This window comes from Stenotrophomonas maltophilia group sp. RY12688 (assembly GCF_052149045.1).
Classification (GTDB): Bacteria; Pseudomonadota; Gammaproteobacteria; order Xanthomonadales; family Xanthomonadaceae; genus Stenotrophomonas; species Stenotrophomonas sepilia.
The window spans coordinates 3,327,255-3,349,584 of the sequence record NZ_CP197389.1 but is presented as its reverse complement, the minus strand read 5'-3'; the positions used below and the strand labels follow the sequence as shown (position 1 = coordinate 3,349,584).

At 67.2% G+C, this 22,330-nt stretch carries 17 protein-coding genes; 10 read left to right on the top strand and 7 right to left on the bottom strand.

The annotated features are described in order from the left end of the window. Positions 1-32: 32 nt before the first annotated feature. Together ACS0OT_RS15645 and ACS0OT_RS15640 are read right to left on the bottom strand one after the other, a co-directional pair. Complete coding sequence (locus ACS0OT_RS15645) at positions 33-1,238, bottom strand: lipase family protein (protein WP_139727559.1); 1,206 nt, start codon at positions 1,236-1,238, stop codon at positions 33-35. A 199-nt stretch (positions 1,239-1,437) separates the two neighbouring features. Continuing rightward, complete coding sequence (locus ACS0OT_RS15640; protein ID WP_032960726.1) at positions 1,438-2,325, bottom strand: outer membrane protein assembly factor BamD; 888 nt, start codon at positions 2,323-2,325, stop codon at positions 1,438-1,440. Between the two features lie 113 nt (positions 2,326-2,438). Here ACS0OT_RS15640 and rluD point away from each other — a divergent pair, with 113 nt between their 5' ends. From rluD to ACS0OT_RS15620, 4 genes are read left to right on the top strand one after another with little or no spacing between them, the layout of a single operon-like run. After that, positions 2,439-3,428 (top strand): 23S rRNA pseudouridine(1911/1915/1917) synthase RluD, encoded by a 990-nt coding sequence (rluD, locus tag ACS0OT_RS15635; protein ID WP_081275742.1) that lies wholly within the window; start codon positions 2,439-2,441, stop codon positions 3,426-3,428. Beyond that, complete coding sequence (pgeF, locus tag ACS0OT_RS15630; RefSeq protein ID WP_262090273.1) at positions 3,428-4,198, top strand: peptidoglycan editing factor PgeF; 771 nt, start codon at positions 3,428-3,430, stop codon at positions 4,196-4,198. The genes rluD and pgeF overlap by 1 nt, the downstream gene beginning before the upstream one ends. Before the next feature lie 20 nt (positions 4,199-4,218). After that, positions 4,219-4,725: a DUF4166 domain-containing protein gene (locus ACS0OT_RS15625; protein WP_065178922.1), complete on the top strand. Its 507-nt coding sequence runs from the start codon at positions 4,219-4,221 to the stop codon at positions 4,723-4,725. After that, positions 4,700-5,137, top strand: a complete 438-nt coding sequence (locus ACS0OT_RS15620) for a thiol-disulfide oxidoreductase DCC family protein (RefSeq protein ID WP_442255885.1) — start codon at positions 4,700-4,702, stop codon at positions 5,135-5,137. Before ACS0OT_RS15625 ends, ACS0OT_RS15620 begins: the two co-directional genes overlap by 26 nt. Positions 5,138-5,208: 71 nt before the next feature. On the opposite strand, the gene otsA is transcribed toward ACS0OT_RS15620, so the two are convergent. From otsA to ACS0OT_RS15600, 4 genes are all read right to left on the bottom strand, one after another. Next, positions 5,209-6,573, bottom strand: coding sequence for an alpha,alpha-trehalose-phosphate synthase (UDP-forming) (gene otsA / locus ACS0OT_RS15615; RefSeq protein ID WP_065178921.1), 1,365 nt, complete (start codon positions 6,571-6,573; stop codon positions 5,209-5,211). Beyond that, positions 6,570-8,351, bottom strand: coding sequence for a glycoside hydrolase family 15 protein (locus ACS0OT_RS15610; RefSeq protein WP_053499222.1), 1,782 nt, complete (start codon positions 8,349-8,351; stop codon positions 6,570-6,572). Before ACS0OT_RS15610 ends, otsA begins: the two co-directional genes overlap by 4 nt. Before the next feature lie 41 nt (positions 8,352-8,392). Continuing rightward, positions 8,393-9,151: a trehalose-phosphatase gene (gene otsB / locus ACS0OT_RS15605; protein WP_061480563.1), complete on the bottom strand. Its 759-nt coding sequence runs from the start codon at positions 9,149-9,151 to the stop codon at positions 8,393-8,395. Positions 9,152-9,358: 207 nt separating this feature from the next. After that, entirely contained in the window at positions 9,359-11,794 is a 2,436-nt protein-coding gene (locus ACS0OT_RS15600) for a TonB-dependent receptor plug domain-containing protein (protein WP_442255884.1), read from the bottom strand. A 214-nt stretch (positions 11,795-12,008) separates the two neighbouring features. Between ACS0OT_RS15600 and ACS0OT_RS15595 the strand changes: the two genes are divergently transcribed. The 4 genes from ACS0OT_RS15595 to ACS0OT_RS15580 all read left to right on the top strand — a co-directional run bounded on the left by ACS0OT_RS15595 (position 12,009) and on the right by ACS0OT_RS15580 (position 17,581). Further along, positions 12,009-12,491, top strand: a complete 483-nt coding sequence (locus tag ACS0OT_RS15595) for a DUF3574 domain-containing protein (protein WP_021202058.1) — start codon at positions 12,009-12,011, stop codon at positions 12,489-12,491. 36 nt (positions 12,492-12,527) lie between these two features. After that, on the top strand, positions 12,528-13,385 hold the full coding sequence (locus tag ACS0OT_RS15590) for an XAC2610-related protein (RefSeq protein WP_279946455.1): 858 nt from the start codon (positions 12,528-12,530) through the stop codon (positions 13,383-13,385). Between the two features lie 126 nt (positions 13,386-13,511). Further along, positions 13,512-15,230 carry a thiamine pyrophosphate-dependent enzyme gene (locus tag ACS0OT_RS15585; protein WP_065185255.1) on the top strand — a complete coding sequence of 573 codons (1,719 nt, stop codon included), beginning with the start codon at positions 13,512-13,514 and terminating at the stop codon, positions 15,228-15,230. A gap of 746 nt (positions 15,231-15,976) precedes the next feature. After that, the gene (locus ACS0OT_RS15580) at positions 15,977-17,581 is read left to right on the top strand and encodes a hypothetical protein (RefSeq protein ID WP_442255883.1); all 1,605 of its coding nucleotides are present in this window, start codon (positions 15,977-15,979) and stop codon (positions 17,579-17,581) included. Between the two features lie 197 nt (positions 17,582-17,778). On the opposite strand, the gene ACS0OT_RS15575 is transcribed toward ACS0OT_RS15580, so the two are convergent. Then, complete coding sequence (locus ACS0OT_RS15575; protein ID WP_065196686.1) at positions 17,779-18,489, bottom strand: glutathione S-transferase; 711 nt, start codon at positions 18,487-18,489, stop codon at positions 17,779-17,781. Between the two features lie 169 nt (positions 18,490-18,658). Between ACS0OT_RS15575 and ACS0OT_RS15570 the strand changes: the two genes are divergently transcribed. Beyond that, the gene (locus ACS0OT_RS15570; RefSeq protein ID WP_139727542.1) at positions 18,659-19,480 is read left to right on the top strand and encodes a DUF3014 domain-containing protein; all 822 of its coding nucleotides are present in this window, start codon (positions 18,659-18,661) and stop codon (positions 19,478-19,480) included. Between the two features lie 181 nt (positions 19,481-19,661). Then, positions 19,662-22,247, top strand: a complete 2,586-nt coding sequence (gene clpB, locus ACS0OT_RS15565) for an ATP-dependent chaperone ClpB (protein ID WP_005418568.1) — start codon at positions 19,662-19,664, stop codon at positions 22,245-22,247. Positions 22,248-22,330: the final 83 nt, after the last annotated feature.

The window sequence follows — 22,330 nt, the reverse complement described above, 5'->3', positions numbered from 1 at the left end:
ATGGTCGAAGATCATCCACGCTTGGCGTGGATCTATCGGACTCCGTCGAGCAACTGTTCGAGACCGGCGGTTTCCGCAGCGTCGTTGAAGGGATCGTCCCCCAGTCGCGCACGTACGAACCACAGGCCATCGGCCGCCGCTGCGTCCAGCGTGCCCCGGTGGTCGACGGGGTAGCGCCGGAACGCGACCGGCTCGCCTCGCAGGGCCAGCCCAGCGGCGTACAGCAGGGTGGTCAGGTAGGGCACATCGCGGTCCTGGCTGCCATGGCCCAACATCAGCGGTTGGCTGAAGCCGCGGCGCGGTACGCCGAGATAGTCGTACAGCACCGCCCAGATGCCCGGCACGCTGGCCAGCGGCGCAGTGAACATGCTGCCGGTGTCGACGCCGTCCAGCGTGGTGGCCAGTTCGCCCAGGCACTGCTCGCGTGCCACCGCCACCCGCGCGCGGCCTTCATCGCTGAGGACGCGGTCGATCTGCGGGGCGACCTGCAGCAGGCCATCGAGCAGATACGCGTGATACGCGTTGAGCGCGCCCGGATTGGCGGTGCGGTTGTCCGGCTTCATCACCAGCGCGGTCAGTTCGACTGCGGTGGGCGTGCCGGTGGTGAAGCTGCCGCGGTACTGCAGCGACGGTCCGCCATAGGTGGGGGCGATGTGGCCCGCCGTGAGCGCGGCGGCACCGCCCTGCGAATGGCCGACCGAGACCCAGCGCGGCGACAGCGTCCCGTTGCCGAGGTACTGGCGGCTGGCCTTGATCATGTCGATGGCGTTGCGCGCGGCAGTGCGCACATGCAGATAGGCATGGTCGCCTGAGCTTCCGAGGCCCTGGTAATCCGCGGCGACCACTGCATAGCCCTGTGCCAGGAACCGATCGAGAAAGCGCCCGTCGCGTTCGGGTTGGTAGGGGCCGGAGACCGAGGGCGCACAACGATCCGCAATGCCCTGGGTGCCATGCGCCCACGACACCACCGGCCAACCGCCGATGGGCGGCGTGCCGGCGGGCAGGTACAGCAGGCCGGTGCCTTCGGCCAGCTGCCCGCGGTGGTCAGGGGTGCGGTAGTGCAGTTTGTAGGCCTGGGCGGCCTGGGACGGCACCCAGGTGGCGCGATAGGGGGCTGCGGACAGCAGTTCGCCCGCTGCGTCCTGTGCGGCGGCCGGCGGCGCCGAGGTCAGCGCCAGCAGCGCGATGGCGAGGAGGCAGGACAGAGGGCGGATACTGCAGCAGGGCAGACGGGCCATGGGGCGCTCCGTGATGGCCGGTGTGGCCGTGGCGCTGCAGTGTGGATGGCCGTGCCCGGGCAGGCTGCGACCGGCGTCGCATCCGCCGTGGATTCGTAGCATTCCTAGGTGCCGGCCCCGGCGCGGGGAGGCGGACGAGGAAAGCAGTCGAGCATGGCTTGACTCTACAAAGAAGAAGGGCCCCTTTCGGGGCCCTCGCTTACTTCTTTTCCAGTCGCGCGTTGCGCTGGCCGGTGCTGGCGGACTTCTCGCCGGCGAACGGGTTCAGCTTGCGGATCATCCACGGGTACTTCGGCCACTTGCCTTCCAGCCACGGGTGGTCCGGCTGGTTCAGCTGCAGGACGCGGCGGGCGTCGTCGGCCAGGGTCTTGTTGCCCAGGTGGGTGTAGGAATCGGCCAGCACGGCCACGGCGTCGTACTGGAAGGCGCTCTGCGGGTAGGTTTCCAGCAGGTAGTTGGCGCGGCCCACGGCTGACACCCAGGCGCCGCGGCGCATGTAGTACAGCGCGTTGTCCAGCTCGTGCTGGGCGAACACGTCACGCAGCTCCAGCATGCGCTGGCGCGCATCGGCGGCGTAGCGGCTGTTCGGGTAACGATCAACCACGATGTTGAAGTCCGAGTACGCCTGGTGCGGCGTGGACAGGTCGCGGCGGCTGGCATCCAGCGACCATACGCGGCGCAGGAAAACCGTACTGCGGTTGGAGTTGGCCAGGCCGCGCAGGTAGTACAGATAGGCAATGTTGCGGTGGGTCGGGTAGGTACGGATGAAGCGGTCGATGCTGGACACCGCGTCATCGTGCTTGCCGGCCTTGTACTGCGCGTAGGCGGTTTCGATCATCGCCTGCTCGGTGTACGGACCGTACGGATACTGGGCCACCAGACGGCGGAAGCTGGCTTCGGCGCCGCTCCAGTTGCCGCCCTGCATCAGCTTGTGGCTTTTCTCGTACAGCTGTTCGACCGGCACGCCTTCATCGGGGCGATCACCCTTCTTGGCGCCGCGATGGCAGCCGGTTGCGGCGATGACCAGCACCAGCAGCAGGGCGGTGAGGCGGACGGGCGCGGAGAGCATGGCGGAGCGTCGGATCATGGGGTCGAGGCGGGACGCGGCTGGAATACGAAGGGTCGATGATAGCCTAGTGTCCTGTCCAGCGACTGAAACCGGCCGCCGGGACCCCAAAATTTCAAAGAATGCCCCCTGCCATGTCTGAACAACCCTCTGAATCGGCCCGCCAGGCCATCGTCCCCGACACAGCCGCCGGCCGCCGTTTCGACGCGGTCGTGGCCGAACTGTTCCCCGAATACTCGCGCTCGCGGTTGACCGAGTGGATCAAGGCCGGGGAGGTCCTGCTGGACGGTGCCCGGGTGCGCCCGCGCGATCCGCTGCGCGGCGGCGAGGTGGTGACCCTCAACGCGGTGCTGGAAACCCAGACCGATGCCCAGCCGGAGGACATCCCGCTGGACGTGCTGTTCGAGGACGAGCACCTGCTGGTGATCAACAAGCCGGTGGGCCTGGTGGTCCATCCGGGTGCCGGCAACCACAGCGGCACCCTGGTCAACGCGCTGCTGTTCCGCGATCCGTCGGTGGCGGTGCTGCCGCGCGCCGGCATCGTGCACCGCCTGGACAAGGACACCAGCGGCGTGATGGTGGTGGCCAAGACCCTGGAAGCGCAGACCGCGCTGGTCGAGCAGCTGGCGGCACGTGACGTGCACCGTCAGTACCTGGCCATCGTGATGGGCGCTTTGGTGGCCGGTGGTACAGCCGATGCCCCGATCGACCGCCACCCGCGCGACCGCCTGAAGATGGCGGTGCGTGAGGACGGCAAGGAGGCGGTGACCCACTACCGCCTGCGCGAGCGCTTCCGGGCACACACCGCGCTGGAGTGCCGCCTGGAAACCGGCCGTACCCACCAGATCCGCGTGCACATGGCGCACGTGCGCCATCCGATCATCGGCGACCCGCTGTATGGCGGCGCGCTGAAGCTGCCCAAGGGCGCCAGCGACGAGCTGGTGGCCGCGCTGCGCGGCTTCAAGCGCCAGGCCCTGCACGCCGAGACCCTGGAGTTCATGCACCCGATCACCGGTGAACCGGTGCGCAACACCGCGCCGGTGCCGGAGGACATGCTGCACCTGATGAAGGTGCTGCGCGAAGACAGCGAAGCCTTCGCCGCCCGCGAGCGGGACCGCTGGTGATGGCGGCCGCGCTGCCGTTGCTGCAGGCCGACTGGCCGGCGCCCGCAGGCGTCCATGCGCTGACCACGCGCCGGCACGGTGCGGGCATCTCGCCGGCGCCGTTCGCGCAGTTCAACCTGGGCAACCGGCACGCGGCCGATGGTGATACCCCAGCCAACGTTGAGCACAACCGCCAGCTGCTGCAGCAGGGGCTGGCGCTGCCGTCGGCACCGCACTGGCTGCGCCAGGTGCACAGCAGCACCGTGCTGCGCTTCGATGCACCGCCGGTGCCCGGCGCGAGCGAGCCGGTGGCCGACGCGGCGGTAACCTCGGTGCCGGGCGTGGTGCTGGCGATCCTGACCGCCGACTGCCTGCCGGTGGTGTTCGCCGCGGCGGACGGCAGCGAGGTGGGCGCGGCCCATGCCGGCTGGCGGGGGCTGGCCGACGGCATGCTGGAGGCCACGGTGGCCGCCATGCAGACGTCGCCGGCGCAGCTGCGGGCCTGGTTGGGCCCGGCCGCCGGGCCGTCCGACTATGAGATCGGCGAGGAGGTCTATCACGCCTTCGTCGGCCATGATCCCGCTGCTGAGGGGGCGTTCGTCGCGACCCGTCCCGGACACTGGAAGGTGGACCTGTTCGCGCTGGCGCGGCAGCGCCTGCAGTCTGCGGGGATGGACCCGGCACAGGTGTATGGTGGCACGGTGTCGACGATGGCCGACCCGGACCTGTATTCGCATCGGCGCGATCGTCGCACCGGGCGCATGGCGACCCTGGCCTGGATCGCGCCCTGACTGCGCCGCTGTTCGCGCGTGTGCTGGGGCCGGCCTTTGCCACCCTGGCAGGACCGGTGCAGGCGCTGCATGCCGCGCCGTTGCCCTGCCGCTACGTGGGGCGGGCGCGTATCGTGAGGGGGCGGCACTGGCTGGTGCCGCTGCTGGCTGCGTTGGCGCGGTTGCCACAGGACGGTGACGCGCTGCCCACCGAGGTGGCGTTCAACCGCTACCGGCAGGGTGAGCAGTGGGCGCGGCGGTTCGGCCGCTGGCCAATGGTGTCGCGGCTGTGGGCGCACGACGGGCATCTGCGCGAGCAGCTGGGCGCGGTGCGCTTCGAGTTCGCGCTGCAGGCCCGCGACGGTGGTATCGACTGGTCGGTGCGTCGGGTCTGGGCGTTCGGGCTGCTGCCGCTGCCGACGCGTTGGTTCGGCGGTGTGCGCTGCCGTGAAGCCTGGCAGGGCGAGCGCTACACTTTCCTGGTCGATGTGACGCTGCCCTGGGCCGGAGCCCTGATCCGCTATGAAGGTTGGCTCGAACCGCAGTGACGCTGCCGCCGAGGCGGGCAGCGCGGTGGTCGTGTTCGATGGCGTGTGCGCACTGTGCAATCGCTGGGTGCGGTTCCTGCTGCGTTTCGACCGCAGGGGGCGCTACCGCTTTGCAGCGATGCAGGGGCAGAAGGGCAGCGCGATGCTGCGCGCGCACGGGCTGGATCCGCAGGACCCGATGTCGTTCCTGCTGCTGGATGCACAGGGTGCCTGGACCGACACCGATGCGATCCTGCGCGTACTTGCGGGGCTGGGCGGCGCCTGGCGCCTGGCCGGCGTGCTGCGGCTCGTGCCGCGCGGCTGGCGTGATGCGGCGTATCGCGCGCTGGCACGCAACTGCTATCGCTGGTTCGGTCGGCATGATACCTGCCATCTACCCGCACCGGAACAGGCCGCGCGGTTCCTGGATTGACGAAAAAGGGGACGGAGGGGATTAAGTCGTTTGTGCATAAACGACTTAATCCCCTCCGTCCCCTTTTTTCTTCAGCCTTCCAGCGCGTCGAGGTAGCTGCGGCGCCAGTGGTTGATGTCGTAGGTGCGCAGATGTTCCATCATCGCGTGCCAGCGTTCCTTGCGCCTGCTCAGTGACATCGTCGCTGCGGTGGCGATCGCGTCGGCCACGCCGTCGAGGTCGTGCGGGTTCACCAGCAGTGCCTGCTTCAGTTCGTCGGCGGCGCCGGCCAGTAGTGACAGCACCAGCACGCCGGGATCCTCCGGGTCCTGCGAGGCCACGTATTCCTTGGCCACCAGGTTCATGCCATCGCGCAGCGGCGTGACCAGGCCGACCGCCGCCGCTCGGTAGAAGCCGGTGAGCGTGGCATGGGTGAAGTTCTGGTTGACGTAGCGCAGTGGCGTCCAGTCCGGCTCGGCGTGGCCACCGTTGATGTGGCCGGCGATCTGTTCCAGTTGGCTGCGCAGCTGTCGGTACTCGGTGACATCGCCGCGCGAGACCGGCGCAATCTGCAGGTAGGTGAGCGAGCCGCGCTGGTCGGGGTGACGCTGCAGGTAGCGTTCGAAGCCGAGGAAGCGTTCGGGCAGGCCCTTGGAGTAATCCAGGCGATCCACGCCAATCGCCAGCTGGCGGTCCCGCAGGCTGCTGCGCAGGTTCTTCACTGCGGCCTTGGTCGCGGCGGTGCCGGCCTGGCGTGCGATCAGGTCGGTGTCGATGCCGATCGGGAAAGCCGCCGCGCGGAATCGACGCCCACCGGGTGCTTCCAGCTCACCGTTGTCGAGCACGCGGCCACCACCGAACAGGCGCAGGTACGTCTGGAAGCGATCGGCATCGCGCTGGGTCTGGAAGCCGACCAGGTCGTAGGCGTACAGCGCGGAGAACAACCGCAGGTGGTCGGGCATGGCCTGCAGCAGGTCGGCCGACGGCATCGGAATGTGCAGGAAGAAGCCGATGCGGCAGCCGATGCCGCGCTCGCGCAGCAGTGCGCCGAGCGGGATCAGGTGGTAGTCGTGGATCCAGACGATGTCGTCCTCGCGCAGCAATGGTGCGAGCTTGTCGGCGAACAGCGCATTGACCTTGTGGTAGGTCTCGCGGGTGCCGCGGTCGTAGTCGACCAGGTCCAGCCGGAAGTGCAGCAATGGCCACAGCGTGCGGTTGGCGAAACCATTGTAGTAGCCATCGACCTCGCGCTTGCTCAGGTCCATGGTGACGTAGTCGATGTCACCATCCTTCTGCCGGTGCAGCGTGCCGCTGCCTTCCTTTACGGTCTTGCCGCTCCAGCCGAACCACAGGCCGCCGCGCTCCTTCAGGGCGGCCAGCAGGCCGACCGCCAGGCCGCCTGCGCGGTTCTCGCCGGGCACGGCCACACGATTTGATACCACGACCAGACGACTCACGATGCCTCCTGCCAGGACCGCGACAGGCGCATCGCGGCGGTGATCAGGCCGACATGCGAATAGGTCTGCGGGAAGTTACCCCAAGCCTCGCCGGTGTCGAAGGCCAGATCCTCCGACAGCAGGCCCAGGTGATTGCGCTGCTTCAGCAGCAGCTCGAACATCTCGCGCGCCTCGTCCAGGCGCCCGATGGCGGCCAGTGCGTCGATGTACCAGAACGTGCAGATGGTGAAGCTGGTTTCCGGCTCACCGAAGTCATCCGGAGCGACATAGCGGTACAGCGAATTGCCGTGCTTGAGGTCACGGCCGATGGCTTCGACGGTGGCGATGAAGCGGGCGTCCATCGCGTCGATGAAGCCGATGTCGGCCAGCAGCAGCAGCGAGGCGTCCAGGCGATGGCCACCGAAGGTATCGGTGAAGTGGCCCAGCTCTTCGCTCCACGATTCGGCCATGATGCGCGCGTGGATGGTGTCGGCACGTGTGCGCCAGTAGTGGGCGCGGTCATCGCGCTTCAGCCGCACGGCGATCTTGCACAGGCGGTCGCAGGCGGCCCAGCACATCGCGCTGGTGTAGGTGTGTACCTCGGTGCGGCCGCGGAACTCCCACAGGCCGGCATCGGGTACGTCGTGCAGGGCGAAGGCCTGCTCGCCGAGGGGTTCGAGGCGGGCGAAGGTGTGCGCATCACCCGGGTCCTGCAGGCGCCGGTCGAAGAACAGCTGCGTGGACGCCAGCACGACGCTGCCGTAGACATCGTGCTGGCGCTGCACCCAGGCCAGATTGCCGCGTCGTACCGGGCCCATGCCGCGGTAGCCGGACAGGCTGGGGACCTCATCTTCGTCCAGCTTGGCTTCGAAGCCGATGCCGTACAGCGGCTGCAGCGTGCCGTCGGTGGTGGCCAGGTTGAAGATGTAGCCGAGGAACTGTTCCATCGTGCGCGTGGCGCCGAGGCGGTTCAGCGCCCGCACCACGAACGCCGCATCACGCAGCCAGCAGTAGCGGTAGTCCCAGTTGCGCACGCTGCCGGGGGCTTCAGGAATGGAGGTGGTCATGGCCGCGATGATCGCGCCGCTGTCCTCGTACTGGCACAGCTTCAGCGTGATCGCACTGCGGATCACCGCGTCCTGCCATTCCAGCGGAATGGACAGGTAACGCACCCATTCGCGCCAGTAATCGCGGGTACGCTGGAAGGCCTCCTGCACATAGCCGCTGATCGAACGGTTGAGCGATTCATCCACGCCCAGGATCAGGTGGATGGGATGGTTGAGCACGAACGGCAGGCCATCGCGCACGAAGCGCACCGGCACGTCGGTGGTCAGCCGCAGCACGTGTTCGGGCAGCACCCAACGCACATGGTTGCTGCCCCAGGTGGATTCCGGAACGCGCGCGCCCCAGTCCGCCAGCGGGCGTGCGCGTACGGTGATGCGCGGGCTGCCAGCCAGCGGACGCACCTGGCGGATCAGGCTGACCGGGCGGTAGAAACGGTCGTTCTGGCGCCAGCGTGGGGCGAAGTCGAGGATTTCCAGTTCGCCGCCGTGCATGTCGCGCAGCACGGTGCGCAGGATCGCCGTGTTGGTCAGGTATTCCTGCTCGCTGCTGGCGAAGTCTTCCAGCTCGATGGCGAAGTCGCCACCGGTCTGCTGGTTGGGGCCGAGCAGCGCACAGAAGGTAGGGTCGCCGTCGAAGGTGGGCAGGCAGCTCCAGACAACGCGGGCACGTTTGTCGACCAGGGCGCCGAAGCTGCCGTTGCCGACCACGCCCAGATCAAGATCGGGTTGGGTCATCACGCGGTACATCTCGGTTGCGGCCGTGGGGGTTGGCCGGGTCAATAGGCATTCTCACGCAGCCAGGCGTGCACGCTGCGTATGTCGGGCAGCGCGAACACCGCCGCGCTGGGTTCACGTTCGCCCACCAGCACGCTCCAGCCATGCTGGCCGTTGGCGGCATCGAAACCGAACTCATCGGTCAGGTCATCGCCGAGGAACACCGGCAGGCGACCGCGGAAGGGCAGGTACTGCATCATCCGAAGCACCGCACGGCCCTTGTCGGTGCCGACGGGCACGAACTCGACCACATGGTCGCCGGGCTGCAGGCGGTAGCTGGCACGGCCCCGCACGTGGCGGTCGGCGAAGGCGCGGACGTCCCTGGCTGCATGCGGCGCGCCGCGCCAGTGCAGGGCCAGGCCGACACCCTTGTCTTCCACCAGCACGCCGGGATGGCCGTGGGCGAAGCGCATCGCCTGCTGGTGCAGTGCGTGCAGCCATTCGGCGGTGTCGTCGTCGTGTTCGTCGCGCAGTACGCGGCCATCCTGCCCACGCAGTTCATGGCCATGCAGGCCCGCAGCAGGCAGTTGCAGCGGAGCGAACAGTTGATCCAGCTGTTCGAGCGGGCGACCACTGACCAGTGCCACGGCACCTTCCAGGCGGTCGCTGATGCGGCCGATGGCTTCGCGCACATCCGGCAGCAGCTGCACGGCATCCGGGCGTGCAGCGAATTCAATCAGGGTGCCGTCGACATCAAGGAACAACGCGCAGGCGTCATCCAGCAATGGCGGCGGCGGACGCAGGGGGAGCGGTTCAGCCATGACGCCCAGCTTGCCAGCGTGGGCGTGTACGTGGGGTCGAGGGCAGGCTACGGATCGGGGTAGTGCCGACCAACGGTCGGCACCCACCCAGAGCGATCACCTCCGGTGGGTGCCGACCGTTGGTCGGCACGAAGCGGAGGCTTGCATGGAACCCAGGCAGTGCGGACCAACGGTCCGCACCCACCGGGAGTGATTGGTCCAATGCAATCAGAACGTATAGCGGACGCGGCCGTAGTAGTACGCACCGTTGCTGCCGATCGGCGACAGCACGTCGTACGGCAGGTTGCCGAAGTAGTGGATATCGCTGTTGGATCGATCCGGATAGTTGTCGGTCAGGTTCTGCCCGCCGAGAGCCACGCTCCACTGCGGGGTGATGCGGTATTCGACTTCCGCATCCAGCTGCCACTCGGCCTGGTAGGTCTGGCGCGGGATGTAGCCGTCACCGAAGTTGAACACGCGGGTGGCGCTGCCATAGCGGTTCACGCGGGTGCTCAGCGACCAGTGGTCGTTGCTCCATGCGGCCGAGAAACTACCACGCGTGCGCGGCGTGGCGTCGGTCAGCGTGTTGGTCTCTTCGATGCCGAACAGCACGTAGTCCGGATTCAGCGCGCGCAGCTGGGCCGGGGTGGCCAGCACGTTCTTCAGCGTGGTCTTGGTATACGCATAGGTGCCGGTCAGCAGCAGCTGGCCATCGCCCAGCGACTGGCGCCAGTTGCTCACCAGCTCGGCGCCACGGGTGCGGGTGTCGGCGGCGTTGACGAAGAAGCTGGCGCTCTGCAGGCCGCTGACGCCGTAGTTGGCGGCCACGTAGTCGGTCAGTGCATCACCGGTGATGCTCTCCGACAGTGCAATGCGGTCATCGATGTCGATCTGGAAGAAGTCCAGCGAAAGGTCGAAATGCTCGCCGATGCGGCTGGTGAAACCGAGCGAGGTGTTCAGCGATTTCTCTGGTTTCAGGTTCTGCGCCCCCAGGCCGCGTGCGATCGGATTGTTGACTGACAGCAGACGGCCCTGCACCAGCTGGCCACCTGCGTTGTAGCCGGTGGAGGTGGACTCGTAGCCGATCTGTGCCAGCGACGGCGCACGGAAGTTGTTGGAGATGGCGCCACGCAACGCGAACGTCGGGGTGAATTCGTAGCGCAGGCCGAGCTTGCCGGTCAGTTCACCGCCGAAATCGTCGTTGTGCTCGTAGCGCGCGGCCAGATCGGTGGAGAACTTTTCGCCGAACTGGCTGGACAGGCTGGCATAGGCGCTGGCCACATCACGCGACAGGGTGGCTGCATCCTGCGGGGTCAGGCCACCACCGGCCTGTGAACCGGTCGGGCGGTCGGTGTACGGGCCGGCCGCATAGCTGGCCGGGTCGCCGGGGCGGGTCTGGTAGCGCTCATGGCGTGCTTCCACGCCCAGGCCCAGCGTGTGGCTGATGCTGTCGCTCTGGGTGAACACGCGGCTCAGATCGAGATTGCCCACCGTCTGTGCGTACTGGTAATCGGCGGTCTTGAAGCGGGTCGGGCTGGTCGGGCCCAGCGAGGCGTTGAGCGAATCGCGCAGGCGGTAGGTGAAGTCGTTCTGGCCATAATCCAGGCTGCCGTCGTAGCTCCACTCGCCCCACTGGCCGCGCACGCCGGCCACGGCCTGTACGTCGCGGTTCTCGCCTTCGGAGATCGGTCGGTAGCCGTTCGGATAGACCTGCTTCCAGTTGGCATCGCCATCGGGATAGCGGAAGTAGTTCGCGCCTTCGGTATCCCGCTGGTTGAAGGTACCGAACGCATAGAACGTCGAGGTCTGGCCCACCGGGATCTCGGTGTTCAGCCACAGGTTGATGTCCTTGCTCTTGCCATCACCCAGGACATAGTTGCGCTTGCCCCGCAGTGCCAGGTTGCCCGGGGTCTGGTCCCACGGCGGAATCTGGTCGAAGCCGGCGCGGTTGGTGCCGTTGCGGTGCTTGTATTCCAGGCCGACGCGCAGGAAGCCACCGTCTTCGCCCAGCGAGGTGCCGACCTTGGCGCTGATGTTGCCGGTCTGGCCATCGGTGAGGGTGCGGCCGATCGGCTTGAGGTCGGTGTGGTTGGCACCGTAGCTCGCCTCGATCTCGCCGCCGTCACCGCCGTTGTCGAGGATCACGTTGATCACGCCGGCCACGGCGTCCGAGCCGTACAGCGCACCGGCGCCATCGCGCAGCACTTCAATGCGCTTGATCGCACTGACCGGAATCGAATTGAAATCGACCGGGGTGGTGCCCTTGCCGATCTTGCTGTCGGTGTTGACCAGCGCGGTGTGGTGGCGGCGCTTGCCGTTGACCAGCACCAGCACCTGGTCCGGCGACAGGCCACGCAGCTGCGCGGCGCGCACATGGTCGGCGCCACCGGAGTTGGACTGGCGCGGGAAGTTGAACGACGGCAGCAGCGCCTGCAGCGCGCTGCCCAGCTCACCGTTGACCACGCCGGCCTTGCGGATGTCCTCGGCGGTGAGCACATCCACCGGCGAGGTGGATTCGAGCACGGTGCGGTCGGCGGCACGGGTGCCGGTGACGATCACCGTATCCAGGTTGGTGGCGTCCTGGGCCAGGGCCGGGGCGGCGGCGGAGGAAAGCGCGAGGGCGATGGCGAGGCCGAGCGGCGACGCGGGCAGGCGGGCGGACATGGGGACTCCAGCAACAACGACGACGGGGGAAGGGGAGATGGTTTCACTTACATCCATCCGGATGAAGCGATATATTATCTTCGCGTGATGACCGGTGCGGATGCAAGCCCCTGCCGGTCCGGCATGAGCTGATGCCCGGTTGGCATCAGCACGCCGGGCCGGTGGCGCTGTACGCTGCCGGCTCGCCTTGTCCCCCTTCCCCGGAGCTGTACCGATGAAACACCTTGGCCTCGTCTTCGCCGTGCTGTTGGCCACCAGCGGCTGCGCCAGCCTCTCATCGCAGGCGCCCAGCGCCTATGCCACGGCCACTACCGCCGAACTGAAGGGCGACGCCGCGCGCCCGTCTTCCGCGCACGGCTGGGTGCGCAGCGAGCTGTACTTCGGCGTGGGCGAGGAGCAGGGCGCCGGCAACCGCCCGCAGGCCGACACCATCAGCGACGCGCAGTGGCGCACCTTCCTGGACAAGGAAGTGACCCCGCGCTTCCCGGATGGCCTGACCGTGTTCGATGCCTATGGCCAGTGGCTGTTCCGCGGCGATGCCGCGCCCAACCGCCTGCGCACCAAGGTGCTGGTGGTGCTGCATGAGGACACCCCGCAGCGCCGCGCCGATATCGAAGCGATCCGCCTGGCGTGGAAGCAGCAGACCAGGCATCAGTCGGTGCTGTGGTCGCGGCAGCCGGTCGAGGTATCGTTCTGAGCTGAAGGCGCCACCGCGGTGCCACAAGGACCGATGATGAAACACAGGGAATGCCTGCTGGGCCTGGTGTTGGCCGGCACGCTGGCACCGTCGGCGCAGGCCAGTGGCGACGACATCGAAACACTGCGGTTCCAGGTGGCCGCGCACGTGCAGGCGCACGCCGATCCCCAGCAGGATGGCAGCATCGCCGTGCAGCTGTCGCCGTCGGGAAAGCGCCAGACGCTGGCGGGCGCGGCGGATGCCGACGGCAATTCGCGCTGGGGTCTGGAGGACGTCGATTTCGATGGCTACCCGGAACTGGTCGCACGCGCCTCGGTGGGCATGGTCAATGAAGCGGTGACGGTGTATCGGTTCGATCCGTCCAGTGCTTCGTATCGCGTGCTGCAGGCCGACACCCACGGCAAGGACAGCTGCGGTGATCTGATGGGTCTGAGCGTGGACGTTGCCACCCGCACCCTCACCAGCAGTTGCCGCAGCGGGCCGATGTGGTACGCCGACCAGTACCGGTTCGCGGGTGCGAAGCTCTACCTGTACCGCGCCGAGCGCGTGTTGATGCTGGGCGACACATTGAACGCCGCGCTGCAGTGGGAGCAGACCGACGAGCAGGGTCCGCTGGCCGTCTGGCGCACCTATGATCCCGCCGGCCGTGTGCTGGAAAGTGCCATTGCCGATGGCCTGGGCGCACCGCCGGATGGACCGTTGCGCGGCCAGCAGGCCACCGTGGTACCCGCGCGGCTGTTCCTGTTCGACCGGCCTGGTGCGTCCAGCACCAAGCGTTACCTGGTGCAGGGCGATCGCGTGGAATTGCAGGATGAACAGAACGGCTGGGTGAAGCTGCGCTATCGCAGCCCGAATCACGGCGACGTGCTGGGCTGGATCAACGTCAACGACTAAAAGGGGACGGAGGGAATTAAGTCGTTTGTGGCACAAGCGACTTAATTCCCTCCGTCCCCTTTTTTTGCGGAGGCATCACTTCATCGGGTCTAGCCTCGGACGTTCCCCCGTTCGAGGATGTATCCGATGAGCAAGCGCGTAGCCGAAATCGTGGTGGACGCCCTGCAGCAGGCCGGTGTCCGCCGTTGCTACGGCATCGTGGGCGATACGCTCAACCATGTGACCGATGCGATGCATGGCAGCGAGATCGCCTGGGTGCACGTGCGCCATGAAGAAGTGGCAGCGTTCGCTGCCGGCGCCGATTCGCTGGTGAGCGGCGAGTTGACCGCCTGCGCGGGTTCCTGTGGTCCCGGTGGCCTGCACTTCATCAACGGCGTGTTCGAGAGCAACCGCAACCGTGCGCCGATGGTGCTGATCGCCAGCCAGGTGGTGACCAGCGAGCTGGGCATGGAATTCCCGCAGGAAGTGGATTTCAAGGCGGTCTATGGCAGCTGCACGGTGTTCTGCGAGCAGGTGCACAGCCCGGAGCAGGCGCGACGCGTGGTGGCCCTGGCCTGCCAGGCCGCGATCAGCCGCCGTGGCGTGGCGGTGGTGATCCTGCCGGCCGATATCAGCCAGGCTGAGGTGAAGCATGATGTGCCGTTCTCGGTGCATTACACCCAGCCGGTGCTGCGCCCGTCCGACGCCGAACTGCAGCGCATTGCCGAGTTGCTGGGGCAGGGCAAGCGCATCGGCATCTACGCCGGTGCCGGTTGCCAGGGCGCGCACGCGCAGCTGCTGGAGCTGGCCCGGCGCTTGCAGGCCCCGATCGCGCATACCTCGCGCGCGAAGGATTTCGTCGAGCCGGACAACCCGTACAACATGGGCATGACCGGCATCTTCGGCATCGAGTCCGGCTTCCACACGCTGATGGAGTGCGACACGCTGCTGCTGCTCGGCGCCGACTTCGCCTGGGGCCAGTTCTACCCGGACAAGGCCACCATCATTCAGGTCGACCGCGATGGCAGCCACCTTGGCCGCCGCCACCCGGTGAACCTCGGCGTGGTCGGCGATATCGCACCGACGCTGGATGCATTGCTGCCGATGCTGCCGCCGCGCGAGGACGGCAGTTTCCTGGACGAGTGCATCGAGCATCGCGACAAGGCGCTGAAGAAGCGCGAACAGGAAGAGCAGCCGGGCGAAGGCGAATTGATCCATCCGCAGCACCTGACCGCGCTGCTCTCGAAGCACGCCACCGAGGATGCACTGTTCACCGCCGACGGCGGCTCGCCGATGGTGTGGGTGCTGCGCCATATCCGCGTGAACGGCCGCCGCCGCACGCTGACCAGCCTGCTGCACGGCACGATGGCCAACGCGATGCCGCAGGCGCTGGGACTGCAGAAGGCCTTCCCCGGCCGGCAGGTGATTTCACTGTCCGGCGATGGTGGGCTGGCAATGCTGCTGGGCGACCTGTTGACCGCGGTACAGGAGAATCTGCCGATCAAGGTGGTGGTGTTCAACAACGGCTCGCTGAACTTCGTCGAGCTGGAGCAGAAGGTGGAAGGCCTTCTGGATAACTACACCGACCTGAAGAACCCGGACTTCGGCCGCCTGGCCGAAGTGATCGGCTTCCATGGCCGCACGGTCACCCGCAGCGAGGATCTGGAGGAAGCGGTGCAGGATTTCCTGGCGCAGCGCGGCCCGGCATTGCTGGATGTGCACACCAGCCGCGCCGAGCTGGTGATGCCACCACAGATCGAGGCCAAGCAGGTCGCCGGCACGGCGCTGTATGCGGCCAAGGCGGTATTGAACGGCCGCTTCGACGACGTGAAGCATCTGCTGGTGGACAACTTCCTGAAGAAGTAGGGGGTGGTCGATGCAGGGCTGGGCCCTGCACCTGCGGAGGTGAAGGTCGAAGCAACAGCAACAGCAACAGCAACAGCTGGGTATCCGTGGGATGGCGGGGTGGGTCCGGTTGCGGGGGGCGCTGCAAGTCCCCCTCCGGGGCCCGGCCCAGCCGCTGGCGGCTGTGCGTTCGGGCGCTTGCGAAGCAATGCTTCGCAAGCAAAGCGCCCTCACCCATGTAAGCTCGGTCGCCGCATCCATGCGGCTCACGCCCCCGCAACCGGACCCACCCCGGCTTAGACAGATCATCGCGATCTGCCGGTAGATCCACGCCATGCGTGGATAGCGTGGAAATGATCGAATTGTTCTTGTGGAGCCGAACCGTGCTCGGCTCAGAAGCTTCGCGTACAGCAGCCGAGCATGCGCTCGGCGCTACAACGAGAGCCTGCCTTTGCTTTTGATCTTTTGATTCTCTTCCGTGGCTGGCACGCGCAGGAAATTGTCAGGGGCCGGTCGGGATGGGCTGCGCAGGACCGTTGGCGCCATGGATGGCGCCATCGAGCCCCCAGGGATGGGTTTACGGCGTGTCCTGCGCAGCCCATCCCGACCGGCCCAACTGGCAATGCCAGTCGACTAACAGTCGGCTCTACCCGCGCCCAGCCACGAGGGGCCCCGCCGTTGGCTGGAACCCATCATTCCACGACGGAATTGGCGCCCAGGCGCCGCTGGGCCTACCATCGGCGGTCCCCACCCCCACCGCCCCTTCCATGTCCGCTCCCGCTTCCGCCGCACCGCGTCGCTGGTTCGTCGCCGGCGACTTCAACGGCTTCTTCGGCCTGGTCGTCGACAACCTTTCCATCCTCGGCTTCATCGCCATGGCCCTGGTCGGGATCTTCCAGTTCCCCGCCGACGTGGTGTTCGGCCGCATGTTCCCAGGCACGGCCTTCGGCGTGCTGATAGGCAACCTGCTGTACACCCTGATGGCACGCCGGCTGGCCGCGCGCAGCGGCCATGACGACGTCACCGCCATGCCGCTCGGCCTGGATGCCCCCACCAGCATCGGCATGGCCCTGCTGGTGCTTGGCCCGGCCTTCATCGCGTTCAAGCAGCAGGGCATGGACCCGCACGCGGCGGGCATCGCCACCTGGCAGCTGGGCATGGCGGCGCTGGTCATCATGGGCGTGCTCAAGTTCGTGCTGTCGTTCTTCGGTGAAGCAGTCACCCGTGCGCTGCCGCGTGCCGCGCTGCTGGGTTCCATCGCCGGCATCGCGCTGGTGCTGATGGGCCTGTTGCCGCTGCTGGAGACGCTGCGCTCGCCGCTGGTCGGCTTCACCACGCTGGGCCTGCTGCTGTATGTGCTGATCGCCAAGGGCAAGCTGCCGGTGCGAGGCCCGGGCGTGCTGCTGGCCTTCGTGTTCGGCACCGCGCTGTACTACGGCCTGGGCCTGGCCGGGCTGGGCGCCCCCGGCTTCCATGTACCGGAGTGGGTGCCGCCGCAGGTGGTGCTGCCGCTGCCGACACTGGGCTTCCTCGACGGCCTGCCCACCGCGATGACCTACCTGCCGCTGCTGCTGCCGTTCGGCCTGCTGATGGTGGTCGGCGGCATCAATGTTTCTGAAAGCGCGCGTGCGGCCGGCGATGACTACCGCACCCGCGACATCCTGCTGGTGGAAGCGGTGGCTACGCTGGTGGCAGGCGTCTGTGGCGGCGTGGCGCAGACCACGCCGTACATCGGCCAGCCTGCGTACAAGCACATGGGCGCGCGCAGCGGCTATACGCTGCTGACTGGCCTGTTCGTCGGCATCGGCGGCATGCTTGGCATCATCTCCGGGCTGGTGCAGTGGCTGCCGCTGGCGGTGCTGGCACCGATCATCGTGTACGTGGCCATCGACATCACCACCCAGGCCTTCCAGGCCACGCCGCGCCACCATACCGGCGCGATGGTGTTCGGTTTCCTGCCGTCGGTGGCCTACCTGCTGGCGATCAAGGCACCCGGCTGGATCACACCGGGTCAGCTGCCCCAGCTGCTGACCAAGCTCGACGGCCACGGCCTGCCGGAGCTGGCGGTGATCTTCACCCTCGGCAACGGCTTCATCATCACCTCGATGCTGTGGATTTCGGCGGTGGCGGCGATGGTCGATGGCCGCCTGCGCCGTGCCTGCGGCTTCCTGCTGGTGGCGGCGGTGCTGACCCTGTTCGGGCTGATCCACTCGGTGGATCCGCGCGGCGGCATCTACCTGCCGTGGGAGCTGGAAGGATTGGCGCGCATCATCAGTTTGCAGTTTGCCGGTGCCTACGTGGCCCTGGCGGTGCTGCTGGGCTTGCTGTCGCTGCAGAAGCAGCCGGTGAAGCCGCTGGGTGGGAACAGCTGATCCCACGGTAGTGCCGGCCGTTGGCCGGCATGCTCATGGGTATCCAAGGGCCGGCGCATTGCCGGCCCTTCTGCTTCTGCCGCCTTGTAGAGGCGAGCCTGCGCTCGGCTGCTCTGAGCCGAGCATGGCTCGGCTCTACAGGGGCGTGTTGCAGGCGGCGAATGCTTACAGCGCGCTCTGCCGGCCAGCGGCCGGCACTACCGCTCGGCGTCCAGCTCCGGGTAATGGCGGAAGATGCCATTCGTGTTGAATGCCAGCCGCCGTTCCGAGCCCAGGTAGGCGGCGATGTTCGGCCGCTTCGCCACCCGCTCCTGCAGCGCGCGCAGCAGGGGCACGGCGGGCGCCAGTGCCTGCATGCGGCGCGGGAACATGTAGTCCAGACCACTCAGCAGCTGGAACAGCGACAGGTCCACATACGAATGCTCGCGCAGTGCATGGCGGCCACCGTTGGCGGCGAGCACCCGTTCGAAGTAGCCCAGGAACTTCGGCAGGCGCTCGCTGCGCAGCGACGCGGCACGTGCCTTGGCCTCGGTCTTCTGCTCTTCGTAGTATTTTGATGCGGCGATCGGATGGTGAGTGTCATGCACCTCGGCCACCAGGTCAGCGATGGTCAACTGCAGTTGCAACGCCTGCATCCGCCGCGATGCGGCCTGCGGCACCAGATCCAGCGTCGGGCCGAGGAAGTCCAGGATGGCGGCGACCTGCGCAATGACCTGGCGACCGGCCTTCAGGAACGGCGGCGCGAAGGGCTGTGCCCCGTCACTGCTGCCGTCGAGAAACGGTTGCATCACCGCATCACCGTGCACCCGCGCCATGTCGATGTAGTCGGCGCCGGCATCTTCCAGCGCCAGGCGCACGAACTCGCCACGGCCCTGGATACCGGTCCAGTAGTACAGCGCATACTGCATGGCAGTGTCTCCGCAGGACAAGGCCCACAGCCTCGCGCGCGGCACGCAAAGCAGGCGTGAGCGCGGCTTTGGCGTGGGCCGAAGCCGAACGGCAGCGGAACAGGCAGGGAACCGGCTGGAACCGGTGGGGTCACACCTTCTCCATGCGTGTGAAACGAGGTGCTGCATCATGCAGAGTGGAAAGGCGGTATGGCCCTGGGTGCTGGGTGTGGTGGTGATCGGCGGCGCGGGCGGTTGGTTGTTCCGCGATCAGCTGAGGCACCTGGCAGACGGTGCTTCGGTGCCGGTGCACTCAACCCCCGCCAGCACCAGCGCACCGCCGCAACCGCAGGCGGCCGCGGACCCCGCGCCAGCACCGCCGCCGATCAGGCATCCGCTGGACACCGAGGCCGCCGCTGACCCGGCGCTGCCCAAGTTGGCCGACAGTGATGCGGCTGCCTGGGGCGCATTGAGCCAGCTGTTCCAGGGCGAGGGCCCGATGACCCTGCTGCTGCGCGATCACCTGATCCAGCGCCTGGTCACCCAGGTCGACAACCTGGACAAACCAAGCGTGCCGCCGACGGCGCTGGCCGCACGGCCGCTGCCGGGCAACCTGCAGGTCGAGCCTGGCGAGGGCGGGGAACGCATCGCGGCAAGCAACTCGGCGCGTTACGCGCCCTATGTGCAGGCCTTCACTGCGCTGGATCCAGCGGCAACGGCTACGGCGTACAAGCGCTTCTATCCGTTGATCCAGCAGGCCTACGTCGACCTGGGCCGGCCCGAGGGCTACTTCAACGACCGTCTGGTGGCGGTGATCGACCATCTGCTGGAGACCCCGGAACTGGTGCAGGCGCCATTGGTGCAGCGTGATGAGCGCGGTCGCTACCGCTTCGTCGATTCCACCCTGCAGTCGCGCTCGATAGGCCAGAAGGCGCTGTTGCGCATGGACGCCGCGCAGGCGCGGGCGGTCAAGCAGCAGCTGCGGGCGATCCGCAGCGCGATCACCGGCTGAGTCCGCTCACCGCGCCGAACTGATCGGGATCAACGCGCCGACCACACCCGTTCCGGCATGCTGGCCGCAGGCTGACTGGCCTCGGGGTGCAGTCGCAGCCACCCTTGAAACGGGGTGGGGCAACCGCATCTTCCCAGCATCGCCGGCGCGGGCCGGCCCTGATGACCGATGAGGATTCGCAATGCGGATGGACAAGCTCACCTCGCGTTTCCAGCAGGCGCTGGCAGACGCACAGTCGCTGGCCGTGGGCCGCGACAACAGCATCATCGAACCGGTTCACCTGTTCAGCGCGCTGCTTGACCAGCAGGGCGGCAGCACGCGCCCGCTGCTGGCCCAGGCCGGGGTGAACGTGCCGGTGCTGCGCGAGCGCCTGACCGAGGCGCTGGATGCACTGCCGAAGGTGTCCGGCCAGGCCGGCAACGTCTCGATGGGCAATGACCTGGGGCGCCTGCTGAACCAGACCGACAAGCTGGCCCAGCAGCACGGCGATGCCTTCATTGCCAGCGAGTGGTTCGTGCTCGCGGCGCTGGAAGACGGCGGCACGCTGGGCATGGCGCTGCGCGCCGCCGGTGCCGACAAGACCCGCCTGCAGGCGGCTATCGACAAGCTGCGCGGCGGCGAGAACGTGCAGTCGGAGAACGCCGAGGAGCAGCGGCAGGCGCTGGAGAAGTACACCATCGACCTGACCGCGCGCGCCGAGAGCGGCAAGCTCGACCCGGTGATCGGCCGTGACGAGGAAATCCGCCGCACCATCCAGGTGCTGCAGCGCCGGACCAAGAACAACCCGGTGCTCATCGGCGAGCCCGGCGTGGGCAAGACCGCGATCGTGGAAGGGCTCGCCCAGCGCATCATCAATGACGAAGTGCCCGAAGGCCTGCGCGGCAAGCGTGTGCTGTCGCTGGACATGGGCGCGCTGATCGCCGGCGCCAAGTTCCGCGGTGAATTCGAGGAGCGCCTGAAGGGCGTGCTCAACGACCTGGCCAAGAACGAAGGACAGATCATCCTGTTCATCGACGAGCTGCACACCATGGTCGGCGCCGGCAAGGCTGATGGCGCGATGGATGCCGGCAACATGCTGAAGCCCGCCCTGGCGCGTGGCGAGCTGCACTGCATCGGCGCGACCACGCTGGATGAGTACCGCAAATACATCGAGAAGGACGCCGCGCTGGAGCGCCGCTTCCAGAAGGTGTTCGTCGGCGAACCCACGGTGGAGGACACCATCGCGATCCTGCGCGGGCTGAAGGAAAAGTACGCCGTGCACCACGGTGTGGAAATCACCGACCCGGCCATCGTGGCTGCCGCCACGCTGTCCAACCGCTACATCACCGACCGCCAGCTGCCGGACAAGGCCATCGACCTGATGGACGAAGCCGCCTCGCGACTGCGCATGGAGATCGATTCCAAGCCGGAGGAGCTGGATCGCCTGGAACGCCGGGTAATCCAGCTGAAGATCCAGCGCGAGATGCTGAAGAAGGAAAAGGACGAAGCCTCGCGGCAGCGCCTGGCCGATCTCGAAAAGGACATCGATGCGCTGGAGCGCGAGTTCTCCGATCTCAATGAAATCTGGAAGTCGGAGAAGGCGGCGCTGCAGGGCGCCACCAAGATCAAGGAACAGGTCGAGCAGGCCAAGCTGGAGCTGGAAGCTGCGCAGCGCCGCCAGGATTTCGCCAAGATGAGCGAAATCCAGTACGGCCTGTTGCCGCAACTGGAAAAGCAGCTGGCCGCCGCGCAGGAAGCCGAGCACAAGGACTTCAAGCTGGTACAGGACCGCGTGACCGATGAGGAGATCGCCGAGGTCGTTTCGCGCTGGACCGGCATCCCGGTCAACAAGATGCTCGAAGGCGAGCGCGACAAGCTGCTGCGCATGGAAGAAGTGCTGCACAACCGTGTGGTCGGCCAGGAAGAGGCGATCAAGGTCGTCTCCGATGCGGTACGCCGCTCGCGTGCCGGCCTGTCCGATCCGAATCGTCCGGCCGGCTCGTTCCTGTTCCTCGGCCCGACCGGCGTCGGCAAGACCGAGCTGTGCAAGTCGCTGGCCGAGTTCCTGTTCGACAGTGCCGACGCGATGATCCGCATCGACATGAGCGAGTTCATGGAAAAGCACAGCGTCGCCCGCCTGATCGGTGCGCCCCCGGGCTACGTCGGCTACGAGGAAGGCGGTTACCTGACCGAGGCCGTGCGTCGTCGCCCGTATTCGCTGATCCTGCTCGATGAGGTGGAGAAGGCGCATCCGGATGTGTTCAACATCCTGCTGCAGGTGCTGGACGATGGCCGCCTGACCGACGGCCAGGGCCGCACTGTGGACTTCCGCAACACCGTCATCGTGATGACCTCGAACCTGGGCTCGCATCAGATCCAGGACATGAGCAGCGACGACAGCCCGGAGGCCTACACGCAGATGAAGGCAGCAGTGATGGGCGTGGTGCAGGCGCACTTCCGTCCGGAGTTCATCAACCGCCTGGATGACATCGTCGTGTTCCACCCGCTGGACAAGCAGCAGATCAAGCAGATCGCACGCATCCAGATGCGCGGGCTGGAGAAGCGCCTGGCCGAGCGCGGTTTGAAGCTGGCGGTCTCCGATGCGGCATTCGATCTGCTCGGCAACGTCGGCTTCGACCCGGTGTATGGCGCGCGCCCGCTGAAGCGCGCGATCCAGTCGCAGCTGGAGAATCCGCTGGCGCAGCAGATCCTGTCCGGTGCCTTCGTCAACGGTGACACCATCGAAGTCGGCAACGACGGGGGACGCCTGGTCTTCGCCAAGGCTTGAACCGGTGGCGCGCCTGCCCTGGCTGGCGCGCCACCAAAGCCCTGGCAAGGCACAATGATCCCGTTTCACTTTCGCAAGGACGA